This is a genomic window from Sphingobacteriaceae bacterium GW460-11-11-14-LB5, from assembly GCA_002151545.1.
Taxonomy (GTDB): Bacteria; Bacteroidota; Bacteroidia; order Sphingobacteriales; family Sphingobacteriaceae; genus Pedobacter.
In genome coordinates this window covers 2,876,938-2,892,317 of sequence record CP021237.1, presented here as the reverse complement: position 1 = coordinate 2,892,317, position 15,380 = coordinate 2,876,938, and the positions used below count along the sequence as shown (strand labels likewise).

Genomic DNA, 15,380 nt, shown 5'->3' with positions numbered 1-15,380 from the left:
AGCTTAAAATGATTAAGATTTTGATGAAAAGGTAAAAAACCAGTTACCTATTGATCAGTTTTTTACTTACTTTTATAAACCAAATTCTATTTTGTTATTTCAGTATGTTTTATCTCATCCCGGATATGAAACGCTGTCATTTTCAAGATTTTTCATGCTCATTTTGTAGTAAAAATAATTCATTGGTTTGACCTGCAAATGAAGCGCTATCTTGTAAATGCTCAGTTCGTTAGTAAAGTGTGTTTTTTTAAAAAAGGCATGCTGTTGCTCTTTTTCTTATTTTTATGCAAAGCCGGCTTTAGCCAGGTGAGTGCGCCGCAGAAGAAACTGGATAGCCTTTTAAGTTTAAATTATAATAATCTAAAATCAGACTCTACCAAAATCAAAATATTGACGGAAGTTTACCGCCAATACATGAGGATGAAAAATGTAGATAAAGCGGAAGAATACGTAGATAAAACCATTCAGCTTTCGCATGAGAAAAACCTAAAAAAATTCTCGGCCATGGCCTACTACCGCAGAGGCTTAATGTATCATGGCAGGTCTGATTATCAAAAGGCAGAAGAAAACTATCAAAATGCAGTTGCTGAGTTTTCCTCAATAGGCAATTTGGATATGGTAGCCGGTACTTACCTCAATCTGGGAGCTTTATATGGCAGTATTCCTGATTATGTCAAATCATTAGAAGTTAACCAAAAAGCAATAGCCATCTACGAAAAAATGGGCAACGAAACCGATATGGCAAGTTGTTATACCAATATTTCTGCCATTTATCAGAGTCTGGGTAATCAGAGTCAGGCACTGGTGTACATGAACATGGCACTCAAGGTTTTTGCTAAGGAAGGCGAAAATACAAGAGGTGTAGCCGTTGTTTATGGCCTGATTGGAACCAATTATTTTGAGGCTTCAGATCGTGAATTAACGGAGATGAATGTAGTGCCTGGCCAGAAAATAAAACTGGCCTTAGAGTATTACAACAAATCGTTACGGGTATCAGAAGCGATTGGAGATGTAGGATTAGTGGCAACCGTTAAACGAGACCTTGCCGACTTGTACAGTTCGATAGGGCAAAAGGATGTGGCGTTAAAATCATATCAAAAATCGGTTGAGCTCAATAAATCGGGCGAAGATAAGGAGGCTTATGCGGCAAGTTTATATGCTTTGGGAAACTTTTACCAAAAAGAAAATGATTTAGGAAATGCAATTGTATTACTCAATAACAGCTTAAAAATTGCAGAAGAAAACAGGTTGTTGGATATTGAAAAACAATCAAGTTTAGGGCTGAGTGCTGTATATGAAAAACAAAAAGACTATAACAAATCCTTAGCCTATTACAGGCAGTATATTGCCGTTAGGGATAAGATTTTCGACCAGGAAAAGGAAAAAGAAATCACCAGGAGGCAGATGCAGCTCGATTTTGGCATTAAAGAGCGCGATTATTTACTGAAGCAGAAACTGACAGAAGGCGAGTTAAAAAGACAACAACAGGAACTTGCATTAAAAAGGCAGCAATTGGTGTTGAGCGATAAAGAAAAAGCATTGGATCTGTTAACTTTTCAAAAAGCAAAAGCCGATCTCGATATTCAGCGCTTGGCTCAGGATAGCAAATTTGCCAATGCTAAATTCGAAGCACAGTTAGCCGCCGGAATAAAGGATAAACAGATTAGTAAACAGGTACAGCAGATTAAATTTGATGAACGTGTAAAATTATTCCTGACCATAGCCACTACACTTATTCTGGTTATTGCGGTTGTTATATTTTTTAATCAGCGGAAAACCACCAGGCTGAATAAGATCATCAATACTCAAAAACGGGAGTTAGAGCAATTAAGTAAGGTTAAGGATCGTATTTTTAGTGTGGTAAGTCATGATATGCGTACCCCTGTTAATTCGTTAATTTCCTTTATGCAGTTATTGGAAGGTGGCAATATTGAGCAAGAGAAGTTAAACCGATATGCTGCATCACTAAAAAATAACCTCACCTATACCTCCACCATGATGGAGAACCTCCTCAATTGGGCGGCAAGCCAGATGCAGGGATTTAATCCGTATTTAGAAGCATTAGACGTTCATGAGCTGATTAATGAGGTCATCCTTTCTTTACAGGATAACGCCAATGATAAGCACTTAGCTATCGAGAATTTAGTGCCAGCCAAAACATTTTGCAAAGCAGATTCGAATATGTTTATGCTGGTTATTCGCAATATCGTTAGTAATGCCATTAAGTTTACGCCAAATGGTGGTGCCATCACCATAAATTCAGTTTCTAATGGAAATTCGCTGGAAATTAAAATTTCAGATACGGGTATCGGTTTAACAGCCGTACAGGTCGAACATTTTAATAAAGCAGGTTATTTGGGGGCGGGTGTGAGCACCTTGGGTACCAATAAAGAAAAAGGTACTGGTTTAGGTTTATTGCTCTGTAGAACCTTTATTAGCTTAATGGACGGTAAAATCAGCGCTGATACTAATCCGGCAGGCGGAAGTTATTTTAAAATTATTTTGAAGAAATAACTTATTTTAAAAATCTCGACAGAATTTTCTTGTCAATGGATTTCTCCAGTAATTCCTGACGGTTTGAAGCGCTAATTGGAACCAGGAAGTTATGATCTAAATGAACCTCGTGATTGGTTAAGGTTACAATATGGTTAATGTTAATGATATACTGTTTGTGTACCCTTGAAAAAATTTTCGAAGGCAATTGTTTTTCTAAATTTTTTAGGCTGACCAAAATCACATGTTTATCGATACTGGTAAACAGCTTCGAAAAATCACCCATACTTTCAATATAAATCACATCATTATATTTCAGCTTGGTAATGCCTTTAGTTTCCCTAAAAAAGAAATAATCGTCGTCTTTATCTTCGTTGTTTAAATTTTCAACAGGAAGTTTATTAACCTGTTTTCTCAATTCAATATACTCAATTGCTTTATTGGTAGCTTTTAATATGCGTTCGAATGTTGCCGGCTTAACAATAAAATCAAGGGCATCCAGGTTAAAGCTTTCTGCGGCGTACTCACTAAATGAAGTGATAAAGATAAATAACGGCTGTTTTTTAAGGCTTTTTAGTAAATCCATACCAGACAGCTCTGGCATATCAATATCAGAATAAACGATATCTACCGGGGTACTGGTTAAAATTTGAGAAGCTTCTATACCGTTATTACAGACAGCAATAATATTTAATGATGGGATTTTTTTGAGGTGCATTTCTATGGCATCTCTTTCAATTTCGTTATCATCAACAATTAAACAGCTGTACGTCATTTAGGGATAGGTTATATAATTTATTTAGAGAACACTTATTATTACTTAATGTTTGTAATTTACGTTAAAATGTGGATTATAATACAATCCAGGTATCATTTTATAGATAAACGTAACATTAACTTTTATTTCTGATGTTTCTTTTCACCAGTATATAATTTCTCGCCTGCTTTTAGGGCCAATGGCAAGTCGTTTTCTTCTGGTGGAACAGGGCAACGGTATCCGTCGCTATAGGCACAATAAGGATTATAGGCTTTATTAAAATCGATTTCGATGTGGTTGTTTATGATTTCTTTTGCGTCCAGATCGATGTACCTGCCGCCGCCATAGGTTTCCTTATTGTTGGTCTCATCAGTAAAAGGGAGAAAGAGGTGATCTTTATAAACCGGGTTGGTTGATAAAGCAACACTTCGATATAAAGTCATTTGAATTTTTTGGTCATTCAGAACGAAATTTACATGTGCATATTTATAGTAATCGCTGCTGGAGCCATTAAATGTAGGCATTTTGAAAACTTTTTCATTCTTCAGTATTTCCACGTCAGCCAAAACTTTATAGGCACTGTCTGCCTCATAAAAGTGGAGGTTTTGCAGGTCGTTTTTCTTCAGTGGAGACCGTTCGTCTTTAATGAAATCCTGTTTATAGGCTTCACGATGTTTTGCGATCTGTTCAGCATAACTTTGTGCAAAGCTATTCATGCTGATCAATAGCAGTAAGAAGGTAATAATTCTCATTAATGCAAATTAAATAATGCTGGCTTTGTTTCTTAAAAACTGATCGGCTAAAACAAGTGCTGCCATGGCCTCAACAATAACTACCGCTCTGGGTACCACACAAGGATCATGTCGGCCTTTTCCTTTAATCTCTGAGGCTTCACCAGCTGCATTAATGGTTTGTTGGTTATGCATAATGGTGGCAACTGGCTTAAAAGCTACCTTGAAGGTAATATCCATTCCGTTAGAAATGCCCCCTAAAATACCACCGGCATAATTGGTGGTGGTTTTAAAAACTTTCGAATCGGCAGCTTTTGGCTGAGGAATATCATTGTGCTGCGATCCTCTTAATTCGCTTCCGGCAAAGCCTGAGCCGTATTCGAAACCATGAACCGCATTAATGCTGAGCATGGCTTTACCTAAATCGGCATGTAATTTATCAAAAACAGGCTCGCCTAAACCCGCAGGGCAGCCTTTAACTACACAGCCAATTTTTCCGCCAACGGTATCACCATCTTTACGAACCGAATCGATAAATTCAATCATTTCGTGTGCCGTTGCAGGATCAGCACAACGTACAATATTTTCTTCCCTGATTTGCAGCAAAGCCGATAAATCATTGCTTTCTAAATTAGGTGCTTCTATGGTACCTACTGAAGTTACATGTGCAAAAATTTCAATGCCCTGCTGCTTTAAAAATAGCTTGGCAATTGCCCCGGCGGCTACTCGGGCAGCTGTTTCGCGGGCTGAGGAACGACCTCCGCCACGGTGATCGCGGATACCATATTTCGCATCGTAAACATAATCGGCATGGCTGGGACGATAAACATCAACATTATGACCGTAATCTTTTGACCGCTGATCTTCGTTCGGAATTAAAAGTGCAATAGGCGTACCTGTACTTTTTCCTTCAAACACACCCGATAAAATCTGTACGGTATCGCTTTCTTTTCTTTGGGTGGTAATTTTGGATTGACCCGGTTTACGTTTATCCAGTTCTGATTGGATAAAATCCATGTCGATATCCAATTGCGCCGGACAGCCATCAATAATTACCCCAATGGCTACGCCATGAGATTCGCCAAAAGTGGTGATGCGAAATAGTTGTCCGAATGAGTTGCCTGCCATTATTTAGTGATTGAATTATAGATTGATTAAATTATTGAATGGATTTTAACACCCAATCTTAATAGTTGGTTCTTGATACTTAGTTCTTTATACTTTCTTCTCGCTACTTGATGCTAACATCAAATCCCGCTTTTTTCAAATCTTCCCAATAATACGGATAAGATTTTTCTACGACCTGCATTTCTTCAATTTCAACTTCGTTAATCAATAGTGCAAGCGGTGCAAAAGCCATTGCCATACGGTGGTCCTCGTAGGTTGCAATCGTAATTTTATCCGGGAAATGAAGATTGTCAGTGTTTAGTGTATACACCAGGTTGTCTTCCGTTAATGTCACACCTATTTTGGCCAATTCGTTCTGAAGGGCTGCAATACGGTCTGTTTCTTTAATTTTTAAGGTTTCTAAACCTGTAAAGGCCATGTTTTTACCCAAAGCTGCCGCAATAACGACAATAGTTTGTGCTAAATCAGGACAGGTTTTTAAGTCTAAAACTTCTTTTGTATCTAAAGAAAGGCCTAAGTTGCTAATCGCAATTCCATTATCGGTTTTGCTGGTTGCAATGCCAAAAATCTTCATGATATTTTTGATCTGGCTATCACCCTGCAAACTTTTTTCTTTTAAGGCAGGTAAACTAATTTCTGCTTCATCAGCTAAAGCTGCAATGCTGTACCAATACGATGCTGCACTCCAGTCGGGTTCTACAACCAAGGTGCCGGGTTTAAAAGCCTGTGGTTTAATGGAGATTGAATTTCCATTCCAGGAATGTGCAATGCCAACTTCAGCCAACATATCTAAAGTCATATCTACATATGGTTTAGAAGTGAGCTCGCCTTCAATTTCTAAAGTTAAACCCTGAGGTAGGATAGGGGCAATCATCAGCAAAGCCGAAATATATTGACTGCTGATATCGCCTTTAATTTTAACTTCAGCAGTTTTTTGATTTAAGGGCCCAACAATATTCAATGGGGGGAAACCTTCGGCTTCTGCATAAGAAATATCAGCCCCGATTGTTTTTAAGGCTTCTGCCAAAATACCAATAGGACGTTGTTTCATCCGCTCGGTACCGGTAAGTAAGAAATTGCCATTTTTAGCTGAAAGATAAGCCGATAAGAAACGCATAGCGGTTCCGGCAGGGCCAACATCAACTGTTTTTGATTCCTGGATTTCTACTTCTAACTCTTCTTCAAGATTATTCAGAATGCCATTTAAGGTTACCGTATCGGCAGCATTGGAAAGGTTTTCAACTTTAACCAGTTTCTTGCTTAAAGCGCTAATAATTAAAGCCCTGTTGCATTCGCTTTTCGAGCCCGTTAATTGGATTTCCGTATTAATATTCTTGGTTCCTTTAAAAGAAACTAAGGCGTTTTTCGACATTTTATTCTGTTTTTATTCTTAAATGTAAGTGTCAGATGAAACATCTGACACCACATTATATTTGTTTTTTATATCATATTGAGTTTGCCGAAAATTATCATAAATCCTTCGACAGGCTCAGCATGACACCACTGTTAAACTCGGCTTTAAGCTCTCGTCTTTCAGTTTTCAAGTTTGGGTTAAGCATTTGGTTTTACCCTAAACTGCTAAACCTTCCAGCTTTATTATGCTTTAACTTCAGTATGTTGCTCAGCAGCAATGCCTTGTTCAGCTTTGCCGGCATTCATAATTTCAGTTTGCTTACGGATCGATTCACCGTGCACCAATTCTAAGAATTTCTCGGTAAAGTTTAAGTCTAATTTTAAAGCTTTTGCAAAAGCATGACCTTTTTTAATGATGGCATCCCAACGGTTAACCTGTAAAATAGTTACCTGGTTATCGCGTTTAAATTCACCAATTTTCTCTACAATAGCCATACGTTCGCCTAGTTTTTGCAATAATACATCATCAATTTTATCAATTGATTTACGTAAATCAGCTAATTTATCAGCGAAAGCTTCGTTTGGTGCTTCTGGTTCACGAACAGTTAAACGATCAACCAATTCAGCTAAAGCTGCTGGAGTAACTTGTTGTTTAGCATCTGTCCAGGCAACTGAAGGATCTACGTGAGATTCGATCATTAAACCTTGCATATCTAAATCTAATGCTTTTTGAGAAATGTAAGGGATTAACTCACGGTTACCGCAAATGTGACTTGGATCATTGATGATTGGTAATTCAGGGCAAAGTGTTTTTAACTGGATAGCAAGTTCCCACATTGGTTCGTTACGGAAAGAACTTTTCTCGAATGAAGAGAAACCACGGTGAATAGCACCAATTTTAGTAATTCCTGCACCATTAATACGCTCAATTGCACCAATCCATAATTGTAGATCAGGGTTAACCGGATTTTTGATCAATACCGGAACATCATGGCCTTTTAAAGCATCAGCAATCTCCTGAACAGTGAAAGGATTTACAGTAGAACGTGCACCAATCCAAAGGATATCAACACCCGCTGCCAAAGCCTCTTCAACGTGTTTTGCATTCGCAACCTCAACAGCTGTTGGTAAACCAGTTTCTGCTTTAGCACGTTTTAACCACTCTAAACCGATACTTCCGATACCTTCAAATTCTCCCGGACGGGTACGTGGTTTCCAGATACCAGCTCTCAATACCGATACTTTACCGGTAGCAGCCAATAAATGCGCTGTAGTTAATAATTGTTCTTCAGTTTCTGCGCTACAAGGACCAGAAATGATTAATGGTTCGTTGTTTACGTTTAACCAGGTGTTTAAGGATTGGATGTTTAAATTAAGTTTCATGATGATGGGGTTGTTTAAAGTCCGGAGTTCCTAGTCGGAAGTCCGGAGTTATATTTTAATTATTTTATTATTACAAGTTTGAATGCTCACTTTGTCTGCGGACTCCTGACTTCGGACTCCCGACTTTTTATACTTTATCGTTCTTCTGATATTCTCCTAAAATGTTGAAGTTCGATGTATATTTTAATGCTTTTCTAATGGCTTTATCGTATTTTTCAGTACTTGGCCATTCTAAATCGACGTAAAAGTAATACTCATTTCTCTTACCTAAAACCGGCATAGATTGTATTTTTGTTAAGCTTACATCCTGTTCTGCAAAGATATTTAACACTGTGGCCAGCGAGCCGGCTTTGTGTCCAACTTGAAAACAGATTGATGCTTTGTTTATTTTCTTTCCTTCGTCTGTTTTATCTTTTTTAAGGATTAAAAAACGGGTGTAATTTTTTTTATTCGATTCTACGCGGCGTTCTAAAATGTTCAGGCTGTAAAGTTCTGCAGCTAAACTGTTTGCAATGGCCATGGTATCGGTTAATTGCTCTTCCTGGATCCGTTTAGCGCAGGCAGCGGTATCGTTGCTTTCTACAATTTTAATGTGTGGATAATCGTAAAAGAAATCGATACACTGGCGGATGGCGATGGGATGAGAAGTAACTACTTTAATATCCTCAAATTTTACGCCTGGTAGCGCCATTAAGTGCAACTGAATAGGTAAGTAAACTTCGCCTACAACCGAAAAACCAAAATCACGGATCAGTGTATAGTTTGGCAATAAACTGCCAGCGATAGAGTTTTCGATAGCCATTACTACGAAATCGGCATCGTTTTTCTCTAGCTTGTCGCAGGTTTCTTTAAAAGAATTACACTCAACAGTTTCAATGTCTTTACCAAAGAATTTGTATGCAGCTTCTTCGTGGAAAGATGCTTTAATACCCTGAATTGCTACTCGTTTTGTCGTTTCCATTTTTGCGTTAAAACAAAAAAGTCCCGGCTGTTTGCCGGGACTTTCTTATACATTTTAATATTGTTATATATCTTTTTGCATATTAGCCCCGGCTCTTACTAAAATAGTAAAAGTAACCAAAGTAATATGTGTTTGTAATTTGCATCTCTTTTTTTTGTTGAGCCAAATGTAGTAACAAAATTTTATTTGTCAATAGGAAATTGAAAATATTTTTAATAAAATTTAATTTTGTTTAAAATGAACTGGTTTCTTAATAGGTCTTTTTGTTGATTAAAACGGTTGAAAAACGGATTTTTATATGGTTAAAGATGCTTTGTGCTTAAGGTATCGAATTTATCAATCATGTAAAGACCGAGATTATTTACCGCATTTTTTTTGAGATTTCCAGCACAAAACCGCTATAAAATTCTCCAAAATAACTGAAATAGCTGCCGTCTTTCGAAATAACGGTAAAGCTGCTACAAGGATAGGGGTGTTTAAAAAATGTCTTTTCTACAATTTGTTCCGGATCTTTTATCCATGGAATGGCATTTTTATATTTCTCAAGGCCTGCAATGTCTTTATAAATATAAAGTGTTTTGGCATTTGCGATGTCTCTAACGCCTTTTTCAATCTCCTTGTAGGCTGATGTGATGAAGCTGGTATTGCCATTAGCATTGCAGGGATCCGGTCCGGGATAATAGATGATGACGATCTGTTGTAAAGTGTCGATCTTTTTATGCGAAGCATTTTGGAGCAGGGCAATGAGTTCTTTACGGTTGCCGATTTTTCCCTGCTCTTCTCTTTTAATTAATTTACGATGGTTTAATGAATCACCAGAAATATCCAGCACAGCATGGTTTGCCCGTTTTTCTTCGAAGATTGATTTACTGATTTCCTTACTATCTATATCAAAATACCTGATGTTATTAATTTGCTGCGATTTAACACTGAGTGTGAGGAAGAAAATGGAGAGGAGCGAGAGCATTAGTTTTTTCATGACGATAATTTACTGCAATATGCTAAATATCGAATTAAAGTTATGCATAAGTGAGATCTATTAATTACAGATCGAATGCTTTGCCGTTCAGCATCTGCAAGTGATTAGAAAAAGAGAGGCCCGTCTGGCTAGGGCAAATAGAACACCCCGTCCTGCGGACACCCCTCTAAAAGAGGGGAATTATATACTTGCTGATATTTAAACGTCATTTATATTTATTTGTTTAAAATAAATTACCCCTCATAATCACAGCACCTTATCGTGCTAAAACGTCATCCGTGTTTTTCCGTGCATCCGTGGCAAAAAAAACATAGAAAAGATGTTAACAAAAAAGGCCTGTGGAGCCACAGACCTTTAGATTATTTTTTATCCGGTAGAACTTAACTCTCCGCGGTCGTTGAGCCCTTTTACTTTATTCTGTTGTAACGCTTCATACCTTTTCTCTTCCTCTTCACGTAATTCCCGCTGCATAATTTTAGCAATTTTGGTGCTTCCATCATGGCTCCAACCCGGCGGATTGAAAATGTATTTCACTTTATCTATAAAAGTTGGTGCTTTTTTAACATCGGCACTTAATGCAACAAACTCATGGAAAATAATGTTAACGGCACCTGTATCTTCAGGCTGGGTTGTTAAGCCGTACTTCACCACATCTTCAGGTAACTCCTCCTGGAAAGTGCCGAACCATCTATCCCAAAGGATTAAAACCATGCCCATGTTTTTGTCAAGGTAACGTACATTGCTGGCGTGGTGCACCCGGTGATGTGATGGGGTAACGAAAATATATCCGTACCATTTCGGAAGTTTAATGTTGTACTGCGTATGCACCAGATTACCATAAATTTGGGTCACCAGGTAAGCAAAAAGAATGTCAACCGCGGTGAAACCCATAAATGCCAGTGGCAAATAAAAGAAAACACGGTACAATGGCTCGAAAACAGTTGAACGGAAACCAGTGGTTAAATTAAAATGTTCAGACGAGTGGTGTGTAACATGCATGGCCCAGAAAAAGCGTACATAATGACCAACCGTATGCAAAAACCAATACAGGAAGTCTTGCGCTAAAATCAAAACGAACCAGTAAAGCCAAATATTAGGAATTTGGAACAAACGGAATTGATAACAGAACTGCAATAGAAAAAAAGTGCCTGTTTTTGTGGCTAAATTAATCACAATAGCGGCCGTCATCAGGTAGATATTGGTCCAGGTATCGCGTTTAGTATATAATTTTCTGTCGTGCACATAGCTGAAATACATTTCAACCAGGGTTAAAACGATTACAAAACCAAACAGGCCAACAACAGAAATATCACTTCCTGTAAATTTCATTTTATAAACTGTTATAATAATCTAAACTGCTCAAAATATCGGCAGTGCTTACACGGCAGTTAAACGTGCATTTGCCTGTTGTTTCTAAAAGCGAAAAGAGAATGTTTCCATCTTCATTCTTTTTATCACTCTGCATCAATTCTAAAAGCGTATCAAAGCTTTCTTTTTTGATGTGGTATTTAGGATATAAGGATAAAATATATTCACTAATATCTTTCAGTTCCGCTTGTGTTAACGTACTGTTTTTAATCGATAATGCAGCTTCACAAACAAAACCGATAGCAATGGCTTCACCATGCGTTAGCGGATTTTCGTCATTAGCCAAAGAATAACCTTCAACGGCATGCCCAATGGTATGGCCGAAGTTTAAAATCTTACGCAGGTTTTTCTCATGCGGATCGATGGTAACCACTTCGTTTTTAATTTCTACAGATCGATAAATGTCTTCAGCAGAAGGGGTTAAGTAGTTGCTTTCTTTTAACTTTTCGTAATAGGGCTTATCATAAATCAAGCCATGTTTAATCATTTCGGCAAAGCCCGATAAAAGCTCGCGTTGTGGCAATGTTTTTAAGAATGCGGTTTCGATAAAAACCATTTGTGGCAAGGTAAAGGTACCCACCATGTTTTTTACATTGTCGATGTCAATTCCTGTTTTACCACCTACCGAAGCATCAACCTGCGATAAAAGGGTAGTAGGTACATTGATAAAATCGATACCTCGTTTGTAGGTAGAGGCAATAAATCCGCCCATATCGGTAATTACACCGCCACCTAAATTAATCATTAAACTTTTGCGGTCGGCCTCAAAATCTAAAAGCGTTTTCCAGATGCCGATACAAAAATCAATATTCTTGTTTTCTTCACCTGCCGAAGTTTCGATCAGGTCAAATTCAGAAAAATCATCTAAAAGCGACTGAAAAAGCGGTAAGCAGATTTCGCTGGTATGCTCATCAGCAAGTACAAAAACTTTACTGTATTTGTTGCTTTCTAAAAGTGTTTTTAGTGCGGCTAAACTACTTTCGAAATATAGGGTGTGACCTGCGCTGGTTAGTGGTTTCATTAAATAACTTCTATTTTGTTTTCGCCAAAAGTAATAATATCGCCAACCCTAACCTTATAACGTTTGCGGAATTCGACCTCGCCGTTTGTTTTTACTAAACCATCTTCAACAACGGTTTGGGCATCGCCGCCACTGCCAACCAATCCGCTTGCTTTTAACAGCTGGATGAGTGGAATAAATTCGCCTTCTAATTTGAATTGTATCATTTTCTGCAAAAATACGATTATTTAGAGGTTTTTAGTTTTAACAATCAATGCTTTTTATAATTTTGCACCAATCTGACTTAATTATAGATAAAAAATGGATTTATCCCCCAACAAGCAACCAAATTTCGATAATACGGAAGTCGCTTTCCGACAAAAAACAAACGGCGAACTAAAAAAAGCTTACTGGCTTTTTAAAATGATTGGCAGTAATTTTCTTACCAAAGTTGGTCCTGCCATTACCAATTTCTTTTTAAATATCGGTTTACCCATTCAGGGCGCAATAAAAGCAACTATCTTTCAGCAATTTTGTGGTGGCGAAACCATTGCCGAATGTGATAAAGCCATTGAACAATTACATAAAGGTGGTGTAGGTACCATTTTAGATTATTCGGTAGAAGGAGAAGAAGAAGAGCAGGTTTTTGATGAAACCTGTGCCGAAATTATCCGCACCATTATGCGCGCTGATGGCGATGTCAAAATCCCGATTACCGTTTTCAAAATCACCGGAATTGGTCGTTTTGCCTTGTTGCAGAAATTGGACGCTAAAGAAACGCTAAATGCCAGCGAAAAAGCTGAGTACGAAAAGGTGAAACAACGTTGCGAGAAGATTTGCCAGACCGCTTTCGATAAAGGGGTTCCCATTATGATCGATGCGGAAGAAACCTGGATTCAGGATACAATTGATGAATTGGCCCTGGATATGATGCGTAAATTTAACCGTGAACGCATTATTGTTTACAATACCTATCAAATGTACCGTCATGATAAGCTGGCCGATATGAAAGCTGATCATTTAATTGCTAAAGCAGATGGTTTTATTCTCGGTGTGAAAATGGTTCGTGGGGCCTACATGGAAAAAGAACGTAAACGCGCAGCAGAAATGGGTTATCCTTCGCCAATTCAGCCAGATAAAGCAGCTTCAGACCGTGACTACAATGAGTCTTTGCGTTATTGTGTAGATCATATTGAAGAAATTGCCATTGTGGCCGGAACGCACAATGAAGATAGCAGCCGTTTATTGACATATCTTTTAGAGGAAAAGAATATTACACACAATCACCCGCATGTTTATTTTGCCCAGTTGTTGGGGATGAGCGATAACTTAAGCTTTAACCTTGCCGATTCGAATTATAATGTAGCCAAATATGTTCCTTATGGACCGATTAAAGCGGTAATGCCTTATTTGTTCAGAAGGGCACAAGAAAATACATCTGTTGCCGGACAAACAGGCCGTGAATTAGGTTTGATTGAAAGAGAATTAAAAAGAAGGAAACTGTAGTTCGGTTTTCGGTTAACAGTTGGAAATTTTCAGTTTTGGGCGGTAATAGAAACTGCTGACTGGAAATTGCCAGCTGTTTTTTATTTTCGTATCGTCATGCTGACCTGTAACGAAGTGGAAAGCTACGAAGTAAACCGAGCCTTAAGCGAGCTCACCGAAGGTAATTTAGTTCAGCATCTTATTAATCCATTATTTTTTTGAAAATGAGCATGCAGTAGTTCTTCGGGACGTACAGTCTCGCTTTGCGCTATATCTTTTTGGCTGCCCTTCAACTACGCTCAGGGTGACAGCCAAAAAGGATGCCGCTTCAATCGAGTTTAGGTTGAGCGGTAGTAGATTTTGAAATCTATGGCTTAAACTTCCCAAGTCCTCTTTCGCTCCAGGCCAGGGTAGTCAATAGATGCTGCGAACTGAAAATTGTCAATTGAAAACTACTAACTATTTCTTCACCACAAAAGATTGTTTGCCAGTTAAGAGGTCGTAGAATAAAATAAAATCGCTCACTAAGCTGTAACCGGGATATTGAAAAGTAGCGGGTTTATTTTTCTCGAAAAAGAAATGTCCAACCCAGGCAAAACCATATCCCAATACAGGTATGGCGAGAAAGAAATGCCAGTTGTGAAAAAGAAAACCAGTAAAAAAGGCAAGACAAACCAATCCGGTCCCGATAAAATGTAAAATACGCGAGGTGGTATTGGTATGTTCTGACAAGTAAAAAGGGTAGAACTCTTTTAGCGACTTAAACTTTTTTTCTGACATATACTAATTTACAAAATTCCATTTGCTTTTAAAAAGGCCCCCAGTTGAGCAGGTTTTTCGGTCATCAATAGGGTATTTAAACCCACTTTTTTAGCACCTTCAATATGTTGCGGACTATCGTCGATAAATAAGGTTTCGGCCGGGTTTAGATTGTTTTCTTTTAATACCTGCTCAAAAATATTGGTATTGGGCTTGCGCAGTTTCATGTGCTGAGAGAAATAAGCTTTCTCAAAATAAGCATCGTAATTATTGATCTGGAAAGTTGCTTTCAGGTAATCAATGATCCAGTCGTAGTGGATTTCGTTGTTGTTGCTTAACAAAAAAGTACGGTATTTTTCTTTTACTTCAAGCAGTAAATCGTGGTTTTCCTGAATGGTGCCAATTAATAAACTGTTCCATGCCTCATCAATCTGCTGATCGGTTAATTCAGGTTTTCCTGCCGCCCTTCTAATTCCAGCCCTAAATTCGGCAGGAGAAATTGCCCCGGTTTCAAAATCATCAAATAATTGATTGTGTGCTTTATGGGCAAAGAAATTCTCAATATCGGTGATGCCCAATTTTTGAAAAGATGCCTGAGCAATTCTGAAATCGATATCAAATATTACGTTTCCGTAATCGAAAATAATGTTTTTAATGTTTTGCATGGAAATCATCTTGATTTGCTGCAAAGATATTATTGCTGGTTTAATGAAGTGTATTAAACGAAGTTTTTTTACAATAAAAAACCCGAAACCTATAGTCGATAAGTTTCGGGCTTCATAATTTGCGATATCATCATTCCCAACTGGATTGGGAACCTTAATGCTTTAGTGTTTTTTTTATCTTAAGATTCCCAGCCAATGTTGTTAAATTAAGGAGAAAACAAAACATTGTCATCCTGTGCCTGTAGAAGGACAAATGTTTTTTTGTTTTCGTTATCAAAAGGTCTTCGACAAGCTCAGACTGACAACAACTCCATAATG

The 15,380-nt window shown here is 37.9% G+C and carries 14 protein-coding genes; 2 read left to right on the top strand and 12 right to left on the bottom strand.

The features are described from left to right. Positions 1 to 198 precede the first annotated feature (198 nt). Positions 199 to 2,514 carry a hypothetical protein gene (locus CA265_11665; protein ARS40274.1) on the top strand — a complete coding sequence of 772 codons (2,316 nt, stop codon included), beginning with the start codon at positions 199 to 201 and terminating at the stop codon, positions 2,512 to 2,514. 1 nt (position 2,515) lies between these two features. Here the strand turns inward: CA265_11665 and CA265_11660 are convergent, their stop codons facing one another. The 10 genes from CA265_11660 to CA265_11615 all read right to left on the bottom strand — a co-directional run bounded on the left by CA265_11660 (position 2,516) and on the right by CA265_11615 (position 12,380). Further along, entirely contained in the window at positions 2,516 to 3,268 is a 753-nt protein-coding gene (locus CA265_11660) for a hypothetical protein (protein ID ARS40273.1), read from the bottom strand. 125 nt (positions 3,269 to 3,393) lie between these two features. After that, positions 3,394 to 4,002, bottom strand: coding sequence for a hypothetical protein (locus CA265_11655; GenBank protein ID ARS40272.1), 609 nt, complete (start codon positions 4,000 to 4,002; stop codon positions 3,394 to 3,396). A 9-nt stretch (positions 4,003 to 4,011) separates the two neighbouring features. Continuing rightward, a complete protein-coding gene (locus CA265_11650; protein ID ARS40271.1) occupies positions 4,012 to 5,109 on the bottom strand; it encodes a chorismate synthase in 1,098 nt (365 codons plus the stop codon). A gap of 103 nt (positions 5,110 to 5,212) precedes the next feature. After that, complete coding sequence (locus tag CA265_11645; GenBank protein ID ARS40270.1) at positions 5,213 to 6,481, bottom strand: 3-phosphoshikimate 1-carboxyvinyltransferase; 1,269 nt, start codon at positions 6,479 to 6,481, stop codon at positions 5,213 to 5,215. Positions 6,482 to 6,705: 224 nt separating this feature from the next. Then, a complete protein-coding gene (locus tag CA265_11640) occupies positions 6,706 to 7,845 on the bottom strand; it encodes a 3-deoxy-7-phosphoheptulonate synthase (protein ID ARS40269.1) in 1,140 nt (379 codons plus the stop codon). Positions 7,846 to 7,972: 127 nt separating this feature from the next. Then, entirely contained in the window at positions 7,973 to 8,806 is an 834-nt protein-coding gene (locus CA265_11635) for a prephenate dehydratase (GenBank protein ID ARS40268.1), read from the bottom strand. A 361-nt stretch (positions 8,807 to 9,167) separates the two neighbouring features. Continuing rightward, positions 9,168 to 9,785 carry a hypothetical protein gene (locus tag CA265_11630; GenBank protein ARS40267.1) on the bottom strand — a complete coding sequence of 206 codons (618 nt, stop codon included), beginning with the start codon at positions 9,783 to 9,785 and terminating at the stop codon, positions 9,168 to 9,170. Between the two features lie 366 nt (positions 9,786 to 10,151). Further along, complete coding sequence (locus tag CA265_11625; protein ARS40266.1) at positions 10,152 to 11,114, bottom strand: sterol desaturase; 963 nt, start codon at positions 11,112 to 11,114, stop codon at positions 10,152 to 10,154. Position 11,115: 1 nt separating this feature from the next. Continuing rightward, positions 11,116 to 12,174, bottom strand: a complete 1,059-nt coding sequence (locus tag CA265_11620) for a 3-dehydroquinate synthase (protein ID ARS40265.1) — start codon at positions 12,172 to 12,174, stop codon at positions 11,116 to 11,118. Further along, positions 12,174 to 12,380 carry an RNA-binding protein gene (locus tag CA265_11615; GenBank protein ID ARS40264.1) on the bottom strand — a complete coding sequence of 69 codons (207 nt, stop codon included), beginning with the start codon at positions 12,378 to 12,380 and terminating at the stop codon, positions 12,174 to 12,176. The genes CA265_11620 and CA265_11615 overlap by 1 nt, the downstream gene beginning before the upstream one ends. Positions 12,381 to 12,474: 94 nt before the next feature. Here CA265_11615 and CA265_11610 point away from each other — a divergent pair, with 94 nt between their 5' ends. Further along, on the top strand, positions 12,475 to 13,659 hold the full coding sequence (locus CA265_11610) for a proline dehydrogenase (GenBank protein ARS40263.1): 1,185 nt from the start codon (positions 12,475 to 12,477) through the stop codon (positions 13,657 to 13,659). Between the two features lie 438 nt (positions 13,660 to 14,097). Here CA265_11610 and CA265_11605 read toward each other — a convergent pair whose 3' ends face one another. Together CA265_11605 and CA265_11600 are read right to left on the bottom strand one after the other, a co-directional pair. Then, positions 14,098 to 14,418 (bottom strand): hypothetical protein, encoded by a 321-nt coding sequence (locus tag CA265_11605; protein ARS40262.1) that lies wholly within the window; start codon positions 14,416 to 14,418, stop codon positions 14,098 to 14,100. Positions 14,419 to 14,426: 8 nt separating this feature from the next. Continuing rightward, positions 14,427 to 15,062 carry a haloacid dehalogenase gene (locus CA265_11600; GenBank protein ARS40261.1) on the bottom strand — a complete coding sequence of 212 codons (636 nt, stop codon included), beginning with the start codon at positions 15,060 to 15,062 and terminating at the stop codon, positions 14,427 to 14,429. Positions 15,063 to 15,380: the final 318 nt, after the last annotated feature.